Origin of the sequence: Pseudoalteromonas sp. NCIMB 1079 (assembly GCF_040567695.1) — a bacterium.
Taxonomy (GTDB): domain Bacteria; phylum Pseudomonadota; class Gammaproteobacteria; order Enterobacterales; family Alteromonadaceae; genus Pseudoalteromonas; species Pseudoalteromonas distincta.
Genome location: NZ_JBEWZA010000001.1, coordinates 1,634,315 through 1,648,693, shown reverse-complemented (window position 1 = coordinate 1,648,693; position 14,379 = coordinate 1,634,315). Strand labels below are relative to the sequence as shown.

The 14,379-nt window shown below is 40.0% G+C and carries 12 protein-coding genes and 10 tRNA genes; 19 read left to right on the top strand and 3 right to left on the bottom strand.

The annotated features are described in order from the left end of the window. Window positions 1-7: 7 nt before the first annotated feature. Complete coding sequence (gene hemA, locus ABX891_RS07625; protein ID WP_294119031.1) at window positions 8-1,264, bottom strand: glutamyl-tRNA reductase; 1,257 nt, start codon at window positions 1,262-1,264, stop codon at window positions 8-10. 83 nt (window positions 1,265-1,347) lie between these two features. On the opposite strand from hemA, the gene lolB reads away from it, so the two are divergent. The 16 genes from lolB (at window position 1,348) to ABX891_RS07545 (ending at window position 8,136) form a co-directional block, all read left to right on the top strand. Next, window positions 1,348-1,935: a lipoprotein insertase outer membrane protein LolB gene (lolB, locus tag ABX891_RS07620; RefSeq protein WP_024598309.1), complete on the top strand. Its 588-nt coding sequence runs from the start codon at window positions 1,348-1,350 to the stop codon at window positions 1,933-1,935. A 2-nt stretch (window positions 1,936-1,937) separates the two neighbouring features. After that, window positions 1,938-2,795 carry a 4-(cytidine 5'-diphospho)-2-C-methyl-D-erythritol kinase gene (gene ispE, locus ABX891_RS07615; RefSeq protein ID WP_354629222.1) on the top strand — a complete coding sequence of 286 codons (858 nt, stop codon included), beginning with the start codon at window positions 1,938-1,940 and terminating at the stop codon, window positions 2,793-2,795. A gap of 88 nt (window positions 2,796-2,883) precedes the next feature. Continuing rightward, window positions 2,884-3,831: a ribose-phosphate pyrophosphokinase gene (locus tag ABX891_RS07610; RefSeq protein WP_007583957.1), complete on the top strand. Its 948-nt coding sequence runs from the start codon at window positions 2,884-2,886 to the stop codon at window positions 3,829-3,831. Window positions 3,832-3,980: 149 nt separating this feature from the next. Next, complete coding sequence (locus ABX891_RS07605; RefSeq protein WP_008171830.1) at window positions 3,981-4,592, top strand: 50S ribosomal protein L25/general stress protein Ctc; 612 nt, start codon at window positions 3,981-3,983, stop codon at window positions 4,590-4,592. Window positions 4,593-4,611: 19 nt separating this feature from the next. Next, the gene (gene pth / locus ABX891_RS07600) at window positions 4,612-5,196 is read left to right on the top strand and encodes an aminoacyl-tRNA hydrolase (protein WP_166419131.1); all 585 of its coding nucleotides are present in this window, start codon (window positions 4,612-4,614) and stop codon (window positions 5,194-5,196) included. A gap of 52 nt (window positions 5,197-5,248) precedes the next feature. Then, entirely contained in the window at window positions 5,249-6,340 is a 1,092-nt protein-coding gene (ychF, locus tag ABX891_RS07595; protein WP_354629221.1) for a redox-regulated ATPase YchF, read from the top strand. Window positions 6,341-6,890: 550 nt separating this feature from the next. Continuing rightward, window positions 6,891-6,967, top strand: a tRNA-Met gene (locus ABX891_RS07590). Window positions 6,968-7,031: 64 nt separating this feature from the next. Continuing rightward, window positions 7,032-7,116: transfer RNA gene (locus ABX891_RS07585), tRNA-Leu, on the top strand. Window positions 7,117-7,153: 37 nt separating this feature from the next. Continuing rightward, window positions 7,154-7,228, top strand: a tRNA-Gln gene (locus tag ABX891_RS07580). 5 nt (window positions 7,229-7,233) lie between these two features. Further along, window positions 7,234-7,310, top strand: a tRNA-Met gene (locus ABX891_RS07575). 89 nt (window positions 7,311-7,399) lie between these two features. Next, a tRNA-Leu gene (locus ABX891_RS07570) sits at window positions 7,400-7,484 on the top strand. Between the two features lie 38 nt (window positions 7,485-7,522). Continuing rightward, window positions 7,523-7,597, top strand: a tRNA-Gln gene (locus tag ABX891_RS07565). Between the two features lie 71 nt (window positions 7,598-7,668). Beyond that, window positions 7,669-7,753, top strand: a tRNA-Leu gene (locus tag ABX891_RS07560). Window positions 7,754-7,791: 38 nt separating this feature from the next. After that, window positions 7,792-7,866 (top strand) — tRNA-Gln (locus ABX891_RS07555). A 71-nt stretch (window positions 7,867-7,937) separates the two neighbouring features. Beyond that, a tRNA-Leu gene (locus tag ABX891_RS07550) sits at window positions 7,938-8,022 on the top strand. A 39-nt stretch (window positions 8,023-8,061) separates the two neighbouring features. Then, a tRNA-Gln gene (locus ABX891_RS07545) sits at window positions 8,062-8,136 on the top strand. A 41-nt stretch (window positions 8,137-8,177) separates the two neighbouring features. On the opposite strand, the gene ABX891_RS07540 is transcribed toward ABX891_RS07545, so the two are convergent. Beyond that, entirely contained in the window at window positions 8,178-9,761 is a 1,584-nt protein-coding gene (locus ABX891_RS07540) for a putative bifunctional diguanylate cyclase/phosphodiesterase (RefSeq protein ID WP_354629220.1), read from the bottom strand. A gap of 154 nt (window positions 9,762-9,915) precedes the next feature. Further along, a complete protein-coding gene (locus tag ABX891_RS07535) occupies window positions 9,916-11,172 on the bottom strand; it encodes an FAD-dependent monooxygenase (protein ID WP_354629219.1) in 1,257 nt (418 codons plus the stop codon). A 169-nt stretch (window positions 11,173-11,341) separates the two neighbouring features. Between ABX891_RS07535 and miaB the strand changes: the two genes are divergently transcribed. Genes miaB through ybeY form a run of 3 tightly spaced genes read left to right on the top strand, consistent with a single transcriptional unit; the run spans window position 11,342 to window position 14,362 of the window. Further along, on the top strand, window positions 11,342-12,790 hold the full coding sequence (miaB, locus tag ABX891_RS07530; RefSeq protein ID WP_002958544.1) for a tRNA (N6-isopentenyl adenosine(37)-C2)-methylthiotransferase MiaB: 1,449 nt from the start codon (window positions 11,342-11,344) through the stop codon (window positions 12,788-12,790). 50 nt (window positions 12,791-12,840) lie between these two features. Next, complete coding sequence (locus ABX891_RS07525; protein WP_002958543.1) at window positions 12,841-13,899, top strand: PhoH family protein; 1,059 nt, start codon at window positions 12,841-12,843, stop codon at window positions 13,897-13,899. Between the two features lie 4 nt (window positions 13,900-13,903). Continuing rightward, window positions 13,904-14,362: an rRNA maturation RNase YbeY gene (gene ybeY / locus ABX891_RS07520; RefSeq protein WP_002958542.1), complete on the top strand. Its 459-nt coding sequence runs from the start codon at window positions 13,904-13,906 to the stop codon at window positions 14,360-14,362. Window positions 14,363-14,379: the final 17 nt, after the last annotated feature.

Here is a 14,379-nt window from a genome sequence, read left to right as displayed (position 1 = left end):
TTAACGGTTATTCCTGATCAATACCTAACATTTTTTTCAACTGGTTTAGCTGCGCCACTTCACCTTTTTTCGCTGCGTCTTGTATTGCACGGGTAGGCGCGTGCATTAAGCGATTGGTTAATTTATTGGCGAGCTCTAATATAATTTTTTCTGCATCTTTACCTGTGTTTAGCTGACTAACAGCACGCTCTACAAGTTCTGACTTAATTGTTTGTACATCATTTCGATAATGGCGGATTAAATCTACCGAATCGAGTGAACGCATCCACATTGCAAATTCTTTGGTGCGCTCAGTAATAATTATTTGTGCTTGCTCGGCAGCTTGCTCTCGCGCTGCCATATTCTCGCTTACAATGGTTTGTAAGTCATCAACGGAATATAAATAGGCAGCATCTAGCTCCCCTACTTGGCTTTCTATATCGCGCGGAACCGCAATATCTATAAATAGCATAGGCTTGTGACGGCGCTGCTTAAGCGCTTGTTCAACAACCCCTTTACCAATAATAGGCAAAGTACTGGCTGTAGAACTAATCACTATATCGGCTTTATGTAAACGTTCTGGCAATTGCGCTAAAGCAATTACATCCGCCGACACCTCGTCAGCTAAGCTTCGAGCTCGCTCAATAGTTCGGTTTGCAACGGTGATATTTTGTGGCTCATTTTGATATAAATGTTTAGCAACTAACTCTATGGTTTCGCCGGCGCCAATTAATAATACGTTTGTTTTATCGAGCTTACCGTAAATATGCTTCGCTAAATTAACAGCCGCAAATGCAACCGATACAGCGCTTGCGCCAATATTTGTTTCGGTTCTAACTTGTTTCGCCACCGAAAATGTTTTTTGAAACAATCTATCAAAAGTAACACCTACAGCATCGTGGGTTTTAGCGCTAAAAAACGATTGTTTTATTTGCCCTAAAATTTGCGGCTCCCCTAATACCAAGGAATCTAAACCGCAAGCTACACGCATCAAGTGATTAATAGCGTCATTACCTTCGTGGCAATAAATATTATTACTCAGTTCATGTTCATCCAAACCATGGAAACTGGCAAGCCAAGTCAACAGTGTTTGGGAATTTTGCTGAGCGAGGCTACAATAGATCTCGGTTCGATTGCAGGTAGACACAATAACCGCTTCATTAAAGTCGGCATGGCCGCTTAATTGTTGCAACGCCTCTGAAATTTGCTCAGGCGAAAAGGCCACTTTTTCACGTAATTCTACGGATGCGGTTTTGTGATTTATACCTAGTGCTATTATGGTCATATTTGCCAAATATTGCTGAGCCCTACTTCAAAGGCGGTAATTTTACCAAAAATCAGCGGAATATGGAAAGTAAGGAACAACATTTGATTCGACAATATTTGATTTTATTCATGTTTTTTTTGTTTTTAGGTGGCTGTGCTCATCAAATTGATACAAAAACAACACTTTATGATGATTGGAAACCACGTTTAGCTGCTCAAAAAACTTGGCAGGTCGAGGGTAAACTCGCGTTTATTAGCCCACAAGAGCGTCAATCTGCAAACTTAAATTGGCAGCAAACAACAAATTCCAATAATTTAATACTGACTACCTTTATTGGTACGCGTATTTTGTCGCTTAAACAAACAGCAAACGGTGCTGAATTAGAGTTTGACGGCGATGAGTACTTTGATACTAATGCTGCAGAACTCTTAAAGCGCTTAACGGGTTTTACACTCCCTGTTGATAATGCCGATAATTGGCTTAAGGGCACCATTGACGATCAAAGTTTAGTTGTTGATGAGTTAGGCCGCGCAAAGCAAGTATTGTGGTTTGATAATACAGGTAAAAAATGGCAAATAGATTACGGCACTTATATACAAAACGCAGGTTACTGGCTACCAACTAAACTGACGCTAAAGCATCAACAAATAAAAATTAAGATTCAACTCTACGATTGGCAATTTAAATAAACATGAATAACAAAACCTCTTTTTCACTTATTGCTCCGGCAAAGCTCAATTTATTTTTACATATAAATGCTCGCCGAGAAGATGGCTATCATGAACTAGAAACCTTATTTACTTTTTTAAATTTTGGTGATGAGTTGCATTTTGAGCTAACAACGAATGGTAGTATTTCTATCGATGGTGATACTAAAGACATACCTTTAACTGATAATCTCATCTATAAAGCGGCACTTTTATTACAAACTCACTGCAAAACATCGCTTGGTGTAAAAATAAATTTAATTAAACGCCTGCCAATGGGTGGCGGTGTTGGAGGTGGTTCGTCCGATGCAGCCAGCACTTTATTAGCCCTAAATAAGTTATGGAAATTAGAGCTGAATTTAGAAACCCTAGCTCAATTAGGGCTTAAATTAGGCGCTGATGTTCCGGTGTTCATACAAGGTCAAAGCGCCATAGCACATGGTATTGGTGAGAAATTGCACCACGTAGAACTTGAACAAAAATGGTACTGTGTTGTGCACCCAAATCAACATGTAAGTACGGCTAAAATATTTACACACCCCGATTTAAAACGCGACACACCAAAAATAATAGGCGATTGGAAACACCATATTTTAACCAACGATTGTGAGCCTTTAGTTAAAAAGCTTTGTCCCGAGGTTGAAAAAACCCTCCAGTGGTTGCTAAAATACGCACCGTCGAAGATGACCGGAACAGGTTCATGTTGTTTTGTCGAATTTGCTAGTCAAGTTCAAGCACAAGATGTACTTGAAAATCTCCCCCATACTTGGCAGGGTTTTGTGGCTTCAAGCGCAAATGTCTCACCTGCTCATACGGAGTTAACCGCCATTTTCGATCAATGAAGTAACGTACAAGTAATCATAAGTTAACTTGCAGTGGTATTTATTACTGCTCGTTAGTCCAAATATTCAGTGCCTGAGGAACCCTACCGTGCCTGACATGAAGCTCTTCGCTGGTAACGCAACACCTGAGTTAGCTCAAAAAGTTGCAAAACGTTTATATATTGAATTAGGCGATGCTGTTGTTGGCCGTTTTAGCGACGGTGAGATCAGTGTTCAAATAAATGAAAACGTTCGTGGCTCGGATGTTTTTATCTTGCAATCAACCTGTGCCCCTACAAACGATAACTTAATGGAGCTTATCGTTATGGTTGATGCTCTACGTCGTGCATCTGCAGGTCGTATTACTGCCGTCATTCCTTATTTTGGTTATGCGCGCCAAGACCGTCGTGTACGTTCTGCTCGTGTTCCAATTACCGCTAAAGTTGTTGCCGATTTCTTATCAAGTGTAGGTGTTGACCGTGTTCTTACGGTTGATTTACATGCGGAACAAATCCAAGGCTTCTTTGATGTACCAGTAGACAACGTATTTGGCAGCCCTGTATTACTTGAAGATATGAAAGAACGCGACTTTGAAGACGTCGTTGTTGTATCTCCAGATATTGGTGGTGTTGTACGTGCGCGTGCAATTGCAAAACTACTAAACGATACCGATTTAGCTATTATTGATAAACGTCGCCCACAAGCAAACGTTTCTCAAGTAATGCACATTATTGGTGATGTTGAAGGCCGTGATTGTATTATCGTAGATGATATGATTGATACCGGTGGTACGTTATGTAAAGCCGCTGAAGCACTTAAAGAACATGGAGCTAAGCGTGTATTTGCATACGCAACGCACCCTATTCTTTCAGGTAAAGCAGCAGAGAACCTACGTGACTCAATGATTGACGAAGTAATTGTAACTGACTCAATTCCGCTATCTGACGAGCTTAAAGCCCTTGATAAAATAAAGGTACTTACGCTTGCTGACATGTTAGCAGAGACTATTCGTCGTATTAGTAACGAAGAATCTATCTCAGCGATGTTTGAACACTAAGATTAAACATTCCTGAGTATAAAAGCGCCTTTTGGCGCTTTTTTTGTAAGCGATGTTTATTTTGTCTGAGCGTGGTGGTATGATAGCGCGCCTTTTGGCTAGGGACCTTGGTCGCAAAGGCCCTACACATTTAAATAACTGGAGACATCATGTCTAACAAAACTTATACGTATAACGCTGAACTTCGCGTAGAAACTGGTACTGGTGCGAGCCGCCGCCTACGTCGCGAAGACAAAGTTCCTGCAATCCTTTACGGAGCTGACAAAGAAGCTTTATCTCTTACTTTTGCTCATAAAGATATGATCAAAGCGCAAGAAGACGAAGGTTTCTACACGCATATCCTTACGCTTAACGTAGATGGCGAAGCTGTTGAAGTAATCTTAAAAGATATCCAACGTCACCCATTCAAACCTAAGCTTACTCACCTTGATTTCCAACGTGTAGATGCTACTCATAAATTTCAAACTAAAGTTCCTCTACACTTCATCGGTGAAGATATTGTAACTAAAGCTGGCGCAACTGTTGTTCACCAGTTAACTGAAGTTGAAATCACGTGTCTTCCAAAAGCACTTCCAGAATTCATCGAAGTAGATGTGTCTAAGTTTGTTGTTGGCGATTCTGTTCATATTTCTGACCTTACTTTCCCTAAAGGCGTAAGCTCTGTAGATTTAGGTAAAGGCGAAGGCCATGATCAGTCTATCCTGACTATCAAAGCAAACAAAGCAGCTCCAGTTGAAGACGACGCTGCAGCAGCAGAATAATTTTTAAGGTCTCGCAACCTTGAATTCTATTCAAATGCTTGTGGGCCTGGCTAATCCAGGCCCCGAATACGCAAACACACGCCACAATGCAGGTGCTTGGTTCATCGAGCAAATCGCTGCACGCTACAACTGCACTCTAAAACACGATCCTAAATATCACGGCCTCACTGGCAAAGTGATAATTCAAGGCCAAGAATTCAAATTATTGATCCCCACTACTTACATGAATTTAAGTGGTAAAGCGGTCAGTAGTTTAGCTAATTTTTTCAAAATCCCTGTCGAGGACATTTTAGTTGCCCATGACGAATTGGATTTAGACCCAGGCGTTGCCAAATTAAAAAAAGGCGGCGGACATGGCGGTCATAATGGTTTAAAAGACATTATTGCAAAAATGGCAAATCAAAAAGACTTTATGCGTTTACGCATAGGTGTAGGTCATCCGGGGCATCGTGAAATGGTAACTGGTTGGGTGCTTGGAAAAGCGGCCAAAGTAGACCAAGAAAAAATGGATGCTGCTGTTGATGAAGCAGTTCGTTGTATGGAAATACTTGCAAAAGATGGTGTGTTAAAAGCACAAAACAGACTACATTCGTTTAAACCCTAATAACTTGGGTTCAAGCACATCGTTTAAACGAATCTAAACAAGGTATCTTACTATGGGTTTTAAATGTGGCATCGTTGGCTTGCCTAACGTTGGTAAATCAACGCTTTTCAATGCACTAACTAAAGCGGGTATTGAAGCCGCTAACTTTCCTTTTTGTACCATTGAGCCTAATACAGGTGTGGTACCTGTGCCAGATCCTCGTCTAGACGAACTTGCTAAAATTGTTAATCCTCAACGAGTTCTTACCACTAGTATGGAATTTGTAGACATTGCTGGCTTAGTAAAAGGCGCATCTAAAGGTGAAGGCCTTGGTAACCAGTTTTTAGCTAACATTCGTGAAACCGATGCAATTGGCCACGTAGTTCGCTGTTTTGAAGATGAAAACATCATCCACGTAGCGGGTACTATTGACCCTGCTGACGATATTGACGTAATCAACACTGAGTTAGTGCTTGCTGATATGGATAGTGCTGAAAAAGCCCTTTTCCGTAATTCAAAAAAAGCTAAAGGTGGCGATAAAGACGCTAAAGAGCAAAATGCTGTACTTGAAAAAGTAAAAGTGCATCTTGACGAAGGCTTAACTTTACGTGCTCTAGCACTAACTAAAGAAGAAAAAGCAGCAATTAGCTCTATAAACTTCTTAACGATTAAACCAACAATGTATATTGCAAACGTTGCTGAAGATGGTTTTGAAAATAACCCATACCTTGATCGTGTACGCGCTATTGCCGCAGCTGAAGATGCGATTGTTGTTCCTGTATGTGCCGCTATCGAATCTGAGCTTTCAGAATTAGATGACGAAGATAAGCTTGAGTTTATGGCTGATCTTGGCCTAGAAGAGCCAGGCCTTAACCTTGTTATTCGTGGTGGTTATGAATTACTACAATTACAAACTTACTTTACAGCTGGCGTAAAAGAAGTACGCGCATGGACAATCCCTGTAGGTGCAACAGCACCACAAGCAGCGGGTAAAATCCATACCGACTTCGAGCGTGGCTTTATCCGTGCGCAAACTATTGCTTTTGACGACTTTGTTGCCTTTAAAGGTGAGAGTGGCGCAAAAGAAGCAGGTAAGATGCGTCAAGAAGGTAAAGAGTACATTGTTAAAGATGGCGATGTAATGAACTTCTTGTTCAACGTATAAGTACAGATTAAACCAATTTAGCTTGGTAATAATTTTTAAAGGCTCGTTTTTACGAGCCTTTTTTGTATCCTTTATTTTATAACCTTTACCTCTCTCTCCTGCTAATTAATTATCGCATTTGCGTTTATATAATCTCTTTATAAGAGCACTTAAACAATGCATACAATCAAGCTAAACCTTTTTTAAAACGCCTCGTTACAGTTAAAAAACGAATTAATACCAGCCTTTTTAAAAATAAAATAACACTTTGGCTATTAATTTACGTATCGGGATATCAAATTAATGCTAAAATTTAAGCCATGCACGATAGTTTGTTGAATAATCAAACAGCTTTAAATAGTGTGTTTTTACTATTTAAATTTATCGTCATGATTTGTATTTGAATTGCAGTCAAAAAAACAGCATTTTTATTAAATTTTAGCCTGTTAGCTTAATTTTCCTGCAAACAAACACAGTTAAGTGTTTTTTTGCAAAAAAGGTGTTGACGAATTTGGGTCATATCAGCATAATACGCCCCGCACTCAGCGATGAAGTGCTAACAAAAAAAGATGGCTAAGTAGCTCAGCTGGTTAGAGCACATCACTCATAATGATGGGGTCACAGGTTCAAATCCCGTCTTAGCCACCATTTATTTTTTTGTTGCTCAATGAAGAGTTTAAAATAACTACCTGTACTTTATTGTACAAACGATGCGGGAGTGGCGGAATTGGTAGACGCGCTGGATTTAGGTTCCAGTAACTTCGGTTGTGAGAGTTCAAGTCTCTCTTTCCGCACCATTTCTTGATAAGAATTAAAACTATCAATTGTTATTGTTGGGATATCGCCAAGCGGTAAGGCACCAGGTTTTGATCCTGGCATTCCCAGGTTCAAATCCTGGTATCCCAGCCAACAATGGCTAAGTAGCTCAGCTGGTTAGAGCACATCACTCATAATGATGGGGTCACAGGTTCAAATCCCGTCTTAGCCACCATTTCTTTTTTTAGAAATGGCTCTGCAAGAGTTAAATTGCACTCAATGAAGAGTTTAAAATAACTACCTGTACTTTATTGTACAAACGATGCGGGAGTGGCGGAATTGGTAGACGCGCTGGATTTAGGTTCCAGTAACTTCGGTTGTGAGAGTTCAAGTCTCTCTTTCCGCACCATTTCTTGATAAGAAATAAAATTATCATTAATTCTTTGTTGGGATATCGCCAAGCGGTAAGGCACCAGGTTTTGATCCTGGCATTCCCAGGTTCAAATCCTGGTATCCCAGCCAACTTCTTCTACCAAGGAAAGTTGGATAAAAGAATTGCTCTAGCTTAGAGTTTAAATTGGCAAATTAGTGATGCGGGAGTGGCGGAATTGGTAGACGCGCTGGATTTAGGTTCCAGTAACTTAGGTTGTGAGAGTTCAAGTCTCTCCTTCCGCACCATGTTCTTATAAGAACTAAAATTATAAAGAATTCTTTGTTGGGATATCGCCAAGCGGTAAGGCACCAGGTTTTGATCCTGGCATTCCCAGGTTCAAATCCTGGTATCCCAGCCAACTTCTTCTACCAAGGAAAGTTGGATAAAAGAATAGCTCTTGCTTAGAGTTTAAATTAGCAAATTAGTGATGCGGGAGTGGCGGAATTGGTAGACGCGCTGGATTTAGGTTCCAGTAACTTAGGTTGTGAGAGTTCAAGTCTCTCCTTCCGCACCATGTTCTTATTAAGAACTAAAACTATTTCAAATTTATAGTTGGGATATCGCCAAGCGGTAAGGCACCAGGTTTTGATCCTGGCATTCCCAGGTTCAAATCCTGGTATCCCAGCCAATTTGACTCCCCTGTCTAAAACTTCTCAATACTCATTAAATTCAACTTACTTTTTCTGCACTTAAATAGATACTTATAAATTCATCTATTGTTATCGGTTTACTATATAAATACCCTTGCAAATAATCACAGTTCATACCTAATAGCGCTTGCTCTACCTCTTTTGTTTCTATTCCTTCAGCTACTACGTCACAATTTAATCGACTCGCTAAAAATAATGTAGATTCAACAATGGCATAATCTGGTGGGTTAATAAGCATATCTTTGATAAACGACTGATCTATTTTTATTTGATTGATTGGCAGCTCTCTTAATAACGACAGTGACGAAAACCCAGTACCAAAGTCATCAACATTAAATTTAAACCCGCGCATACTCAACTGCTGCATCATTTTTCTTGCAGCCGGGATATTTGTCATCATTGCACCTTCAGTAATTTCAAATATTAGTGAGTCACTTAAAGTAGGGTCGGTTGTAAGTAGGTTAATTATAAAATCGTAAAACTCACTACTCTCAATATCTTTAGTCGATAAATTGACATGTATAGTACCGGTGAAACCAAATAGTTTGAGTTTTCTAATGTGGTTAACCGCTTCTTGTACAACCCATTTCGATAAAGGAAAAATAAGCCCTGTACGCTCAGCTACGGTTATAAACTTTTCAGGGCTAATAAAGCTACCATCATCTTGCGGCCATCGGATAAGCGCTTCTAGGCCATGTAATTGTAAATCTTTAGAGTCTATTATGGGTTGTAAATAAAGTTCAAACTCACCTTTATGTAATGCCACTTTAATTTTGGCTGATAAATCAAAAAAGTCCTCCGCTCTTTTACCTATTGCAGATGAGTAATTTACTAAAGGTTGAAATGTTTTTTTAGCTTCATGCAGTGCCAAGTCGGCTTTTTTTAATAACTGATCGGGTAATCGGCTATCATCAGGAAAACGACTTACGCCTATACTTAATTGTATTTTAACTATTTGCTCATTCGTACAAAATGGAGCTTTAACAGCTGAATTTATAATATTTACACAGTAATCCATACTTTCATCCGCATCGGTATGCAGTAAAAATGCAAACTCATCACCTCCTATTCGATATAATTTAGCAATTCCGCACAAGTCTTTGCTTAGTTTATTGGCGAACGCTGCTAATAGTTGATCGCCACATTGATGACCAAACGCATCATTAATTTGTTTAAAGTTATTTAAATCAATATAAAATAATGCAAATGAAGAAGGGTAATCGACTTGTTTACTCAAGGATTTAAAAAAGCTATTGCGGTTGGGTAAGGTTGTTAAGTTATCGTGCTCAGTTTGATATTTTTGATACTGCGTTGCTTGCTCTATTTTAAGGATGCTTTTTAAACTCAGTTTGACAACTAAGAAAACAAACCCTGCACCACCAAATAATATTGTGGCAACTGCATTTCTTATTATTGGTGCCGTATCGTAATTTGAAAAGTAATAAAGTATCCACCAATACCCTAAAATAAAACAGACAATAGCGCATAAAAGTACACTCCACGCTCTTTGCGATGTTTTTTTACAAACTTTAAAGGTTGTTTTTAAGCTAGCAACTAGCAGTAGCGCACCTAAAATAATTATTACTGAAAAAAAATTATCCACACATAGGCTCTTTAAAATTATTAAATTGCGGTTTAGTGATATAACCCTAGTCAAATTAAAATTTTATTTAATATAACTGGGTCACTATTTGTCCACTTAAACACAGACATAAAAAAAGGCTCATAAATGAGCCTTTTTAATATCTACTTTAAATTTAGCCTAAATCACCGCTAATTGCGTATTTTAAAACCCAGTTTTTTATTGGCCCCGTATTATTCGCCATTTTTAAAAACTGGCTGCGTGCCCATTTAAGTGGCGTAATTTGATTAGAAAACCCAAAGTAACAGGCATCCATCATGCTCATCATTAACAAATTGGCTTTGCGTCGAGCTCGCTCGTATTCTTTAAGCTTTAGTGGGCAACCAACATCATCTGCATCATTTAAAATATCAGCAAGTGCCACAACATCCTGAAAACCTAAATTAACGCCCTGCCCTGCAAGGGGGTTAATTGTATGTGCAGCATCGCCCACTAAAACTAAGCGCCCTTGCGAATAGCTATTAGCATGCTGACGAGTAAGCGGAAATATCGCATGGGTCTGTACTTCAAAGTCTCCAGCAAGCTCTGGAAACTTATTAAGTATGTGCATTTTTAACTGCTCTGGGTTTAACCCTCTAAATGCTTGCAGTGTATTTGCATCGTCGTACCAAATTAAATTAGCGTACGGTGCCTGCATTGGTAAAAATGCCAATGGCCCTGTTGGTGTAAACTGCTGCCATGTTTTAATTTGTTGCGGTGCATCGAGCTTAATTAAGACCCCCATGCAATGCTGTTGGTACTGCCAACCAGTAATTCCTATATTAGCTTTAGCACGCAGCTGCGATTGCCCGCCATCGGCTGCAATCACTAAATCGGCTGTATAGGTTTGATCTCCATACACAAGCGTAATTAAATCATCCGTTTGCTCTATTTTAGTAACCGGTAATGATTGCTCAATAACCTCAATCTTATACCGCCCAAATTGCTGCCACAAACTTGCTTGAATTAAACTATTTTCAATCAAGTGGCCTAAATGTGTCGTGTTTATATCGGCGCAATCGAATAATAAATTATCTCCACCGCGCTCAAATGCTTCCAACTGTTGATAAGGCGCTATACGGTTTTGCCTTAAAAGCGGCATTGCCCCTAATTCATCAAGTAAATTTTCTGAAAAACGATTAATGGCCGACACTCTAATATCCACCTTATCGCTACTAAGAATGTGTGATGGGTCTATAAGGTGTTTTTCAATTATGCGCACGCCAAAGCCTTGTTGAGCCAGCTTTATCGCCATAGCCGCGCCAACCATGCCTCCGCCCACTACTATCACATTATTTTTAGTCATGTTTTTCATCATTTTATTATTACTTGAGTCTGTTTTGATTGTATCAAAATTAATTTGTTTTATACCAGAGGATATCCCTAACAGCACATTAAACTCGCCCTGTATTGATTTGAGATCACAAACATGAAAACTATACTTGGATCTGGGCGGGTATCCAGCTAAAATACGCCTCCTTTAAGTGAGCATGCTTGCTCCTTAATCCTGTTTCTAGCACATTTTTGTGCCACTATCGAATTGAACACGAGGCAATATTTCAATGAGCAAAAAGCTGCATATTAAAACCTGGGGTTGTCAGATGAACGAATACGACTCTCAGAAAATGGCTGAACTTTTAGATGCCACCAACGGCTACCAGCTAACTGAAGATGCAACAGATGCCGACGTAATCTTACTTAACACCTGTTCAATTCGTGAAAAAGCACAAGAAAAAGTATTTCACCAATTAGGTCGCTGGAAGTTATTAAAAGACGACAAGCCAGATTTAATCATTGGTGTAGGTGGTTGTGTTGCCTCACAAGAAGGTGACTCTATTCGCCAACGTGCACCATTTGTAGATGTTATTTTTGGTCCGCAAACGCTACACCGTTTACCTGAAATGATTAAACAAGTGCAAGGCGACAAAGGCTCATCGGTTGTTGATATTTCATTCCCAGAGATTGAAAAATTTGACCGCCTGCCAGAGCCAAAAGCAGATGGCCCATCTGCTTTCGTATCAATTATGGAAGGCTGTTCTAAGTACTGTACTTTTTGTGTTGTACCTTATACTCGTGGTGAAGAAGTTAGTCGCCCAGTAGATGACGTACTACTTGAAGTTGCACAACTTGCAGAGCAAGGCGTACGTGAAGTAAATCTTTTAGGTCAAAACGTAAACGCATACCGCGGCGATACGCACGATGGCGAAATTTGTTACTTCTCTGATTTAATTCGTCTTATTGCAGCTATTGATGGTATTGACCGTATTCGTTACACCACATCGCACCCGGTAGAATTTACCCCAGATATAATCGACGTTTACGCCGATGTACCAGAGCTTGTAGATCACTTACATTTACCAGTACAAAGTGGTTCAGACCGTATATTAAACCTAATGAAACGTGGCCATACGGCAATTGAATACAAATCGACAATTCGTAAGTTACGTAAAATTCGTCCTAACTTAAGCATGTCATCAGATTTCATTATTGGTTTCCCAGGCGAAAGCAAAGAAGACTTTGAAGCAACCATGAAGCTTATTAGCGACATAGGTTTTGATATGAGCTTTAGCTTTATTTACAGCGCACGCCCAGGTACGCCAGCGGCAGATTTACCAGATGACGTAACAGAGCAAGAGAAAAAAGAACGCTTATACTTACTACAAAACCGTATTACACAAATGGCGCAGCAAATTAGTCGTCAAATGTTCGATACAGAGCAACGTATACTTGTTGAAGGTCCTTCTAAGAAGAACCCTATGGAATTACGTGGCCGTACAGAAAACAACCGTGTAGTAAACTTTGTTGGCCCGCACACTGTGATCGGACAGTTTGTTGATGTACGTATCACCGAAGCACTACCTAACTCTTTACGTGGTGACTTAATTCGTACAGAATCAGAAATGAACTTACGACGTGAAGTCGCTCCTTCAGCTATTTTAACTAAAGCTGCAGCTGCAGAGCCAAAACCAGACACTGTTAACGAAATTGGCGTAGCTACTTTCGTTCCTTAGTCACACAATTAGCGCCAGTTAACGCTGGCGCAGTACTATAGGAAGCAATTTTGAGTAATCAGTTAAAAACATTAGAGATTTATTTAGAACCTGCCGATAACAAACGCCTATCTTCTTTATGTGGCCCGTTTGACGAAAACATCAAACAAATTGAACGCCACCTGGCTGTTGAAATAATTCACCGTGACAACTTTTTTAAAGTAACCGGTAAACTACACAACTGCGCCGGCGCTGTAGAAATCTTAAAAAACCTTTATGTTGATACTCAGCCCGTTCGTGGTGTTTTAGGCGAAATAGAACCCGACGCCGTTCATTTAGCTATTACCGAATCAAAAGCCTTAGAGCAAGATGCATCCAGCAGCGCTTATGGCAAAGAAATGGTTATTAAAACCCGCCGTGGTGTTATTAAACCACGTAACGACAACCAAGGTGTTTATGTGGCTAATATTCTAAACCACGACATTACCTTTGGTATTGGCCCTGCAGGTACTGGTAAAACTTACCTTGCAGTTGCAGCCGCCGTCGACGCTCTTGAGCGCCAAGAAATACGCCGTATATTACTAACGCGCCCTGCTGTAGAAGCTGGCGAAAAGCTTGGCTTTTTACCAGGCGATTTAAGTCAAAAAATAGACCCATACCTGCGCCCTCTTTACGATGCGCTTTTTGAAATGCTAGGTTTTGAAAAAGTAGAAAAGCTCATCGAAAAAAATATCATCGAAGTCGCACCGCTTGCTTACATGCGCGGACGTACTTTAAACGATGCCTTTATTATTTTAGATGAAAGCCAAAATACCACCGCCGAGCAAATGAAAATGTTTTTAACCCGTATAGGGTTTAACTCAAAAGCGGTGATTACAGGCGATATTACACAGGTCGATTTACCTCGTGGCACACGCTCAGGCCTTCGCCATGCAATTGAAGTACTTGATGGCGTAAACGAAATTAGCTTTAACTACTTCAAAGCCCACGACGTAGTACGCCACCCTGTTGTAGCACGCATAGTTGAAGCCTACGAGCGTAACGACGAAAGCGAGCGACTTAAGCGTATTGAAAAGCAAAATGCAAAAGACGCACTCGCTGCTCTTCAACAGCCTACTACTAAAGAGTAATACTTTGACAACCGAACTTGATTTACAAATAGCCTGTGAGTTTGACAACCTCCCAAGCGAAGAACAATTTGCACTATGGGCCGACAAAGCCCTTAGCCAATACCGTGACGAGTCCGAACTCAGTATCGTTATTAGCGACGAAGCGCAATCGCAACAACTTAATAACGACTATCGCGGTAAAAATAAACCGACCAACGTACTGTCGTTCGAATTTGAGGCACCACCAGGCATAGATATTCCCTTGGTTGGTGATTTAATTATTTGCCCAGCCATTGTATTAGCTGAAGCAATTGAGCAAGAGAAGTCATTTCATGACCACTTTGCTCACATGGTTATTCACGGATGCTTGCATTTGCTTGGATTTGACCATATAAAGAGTGACGATGCTTTAGAGATGGAAAGCATCGAAAAGCAATTACTTGCAGAGCTAAACATAGCAGACCCATACCGGGACGATATTTAAATTAACGGAGCAATTAG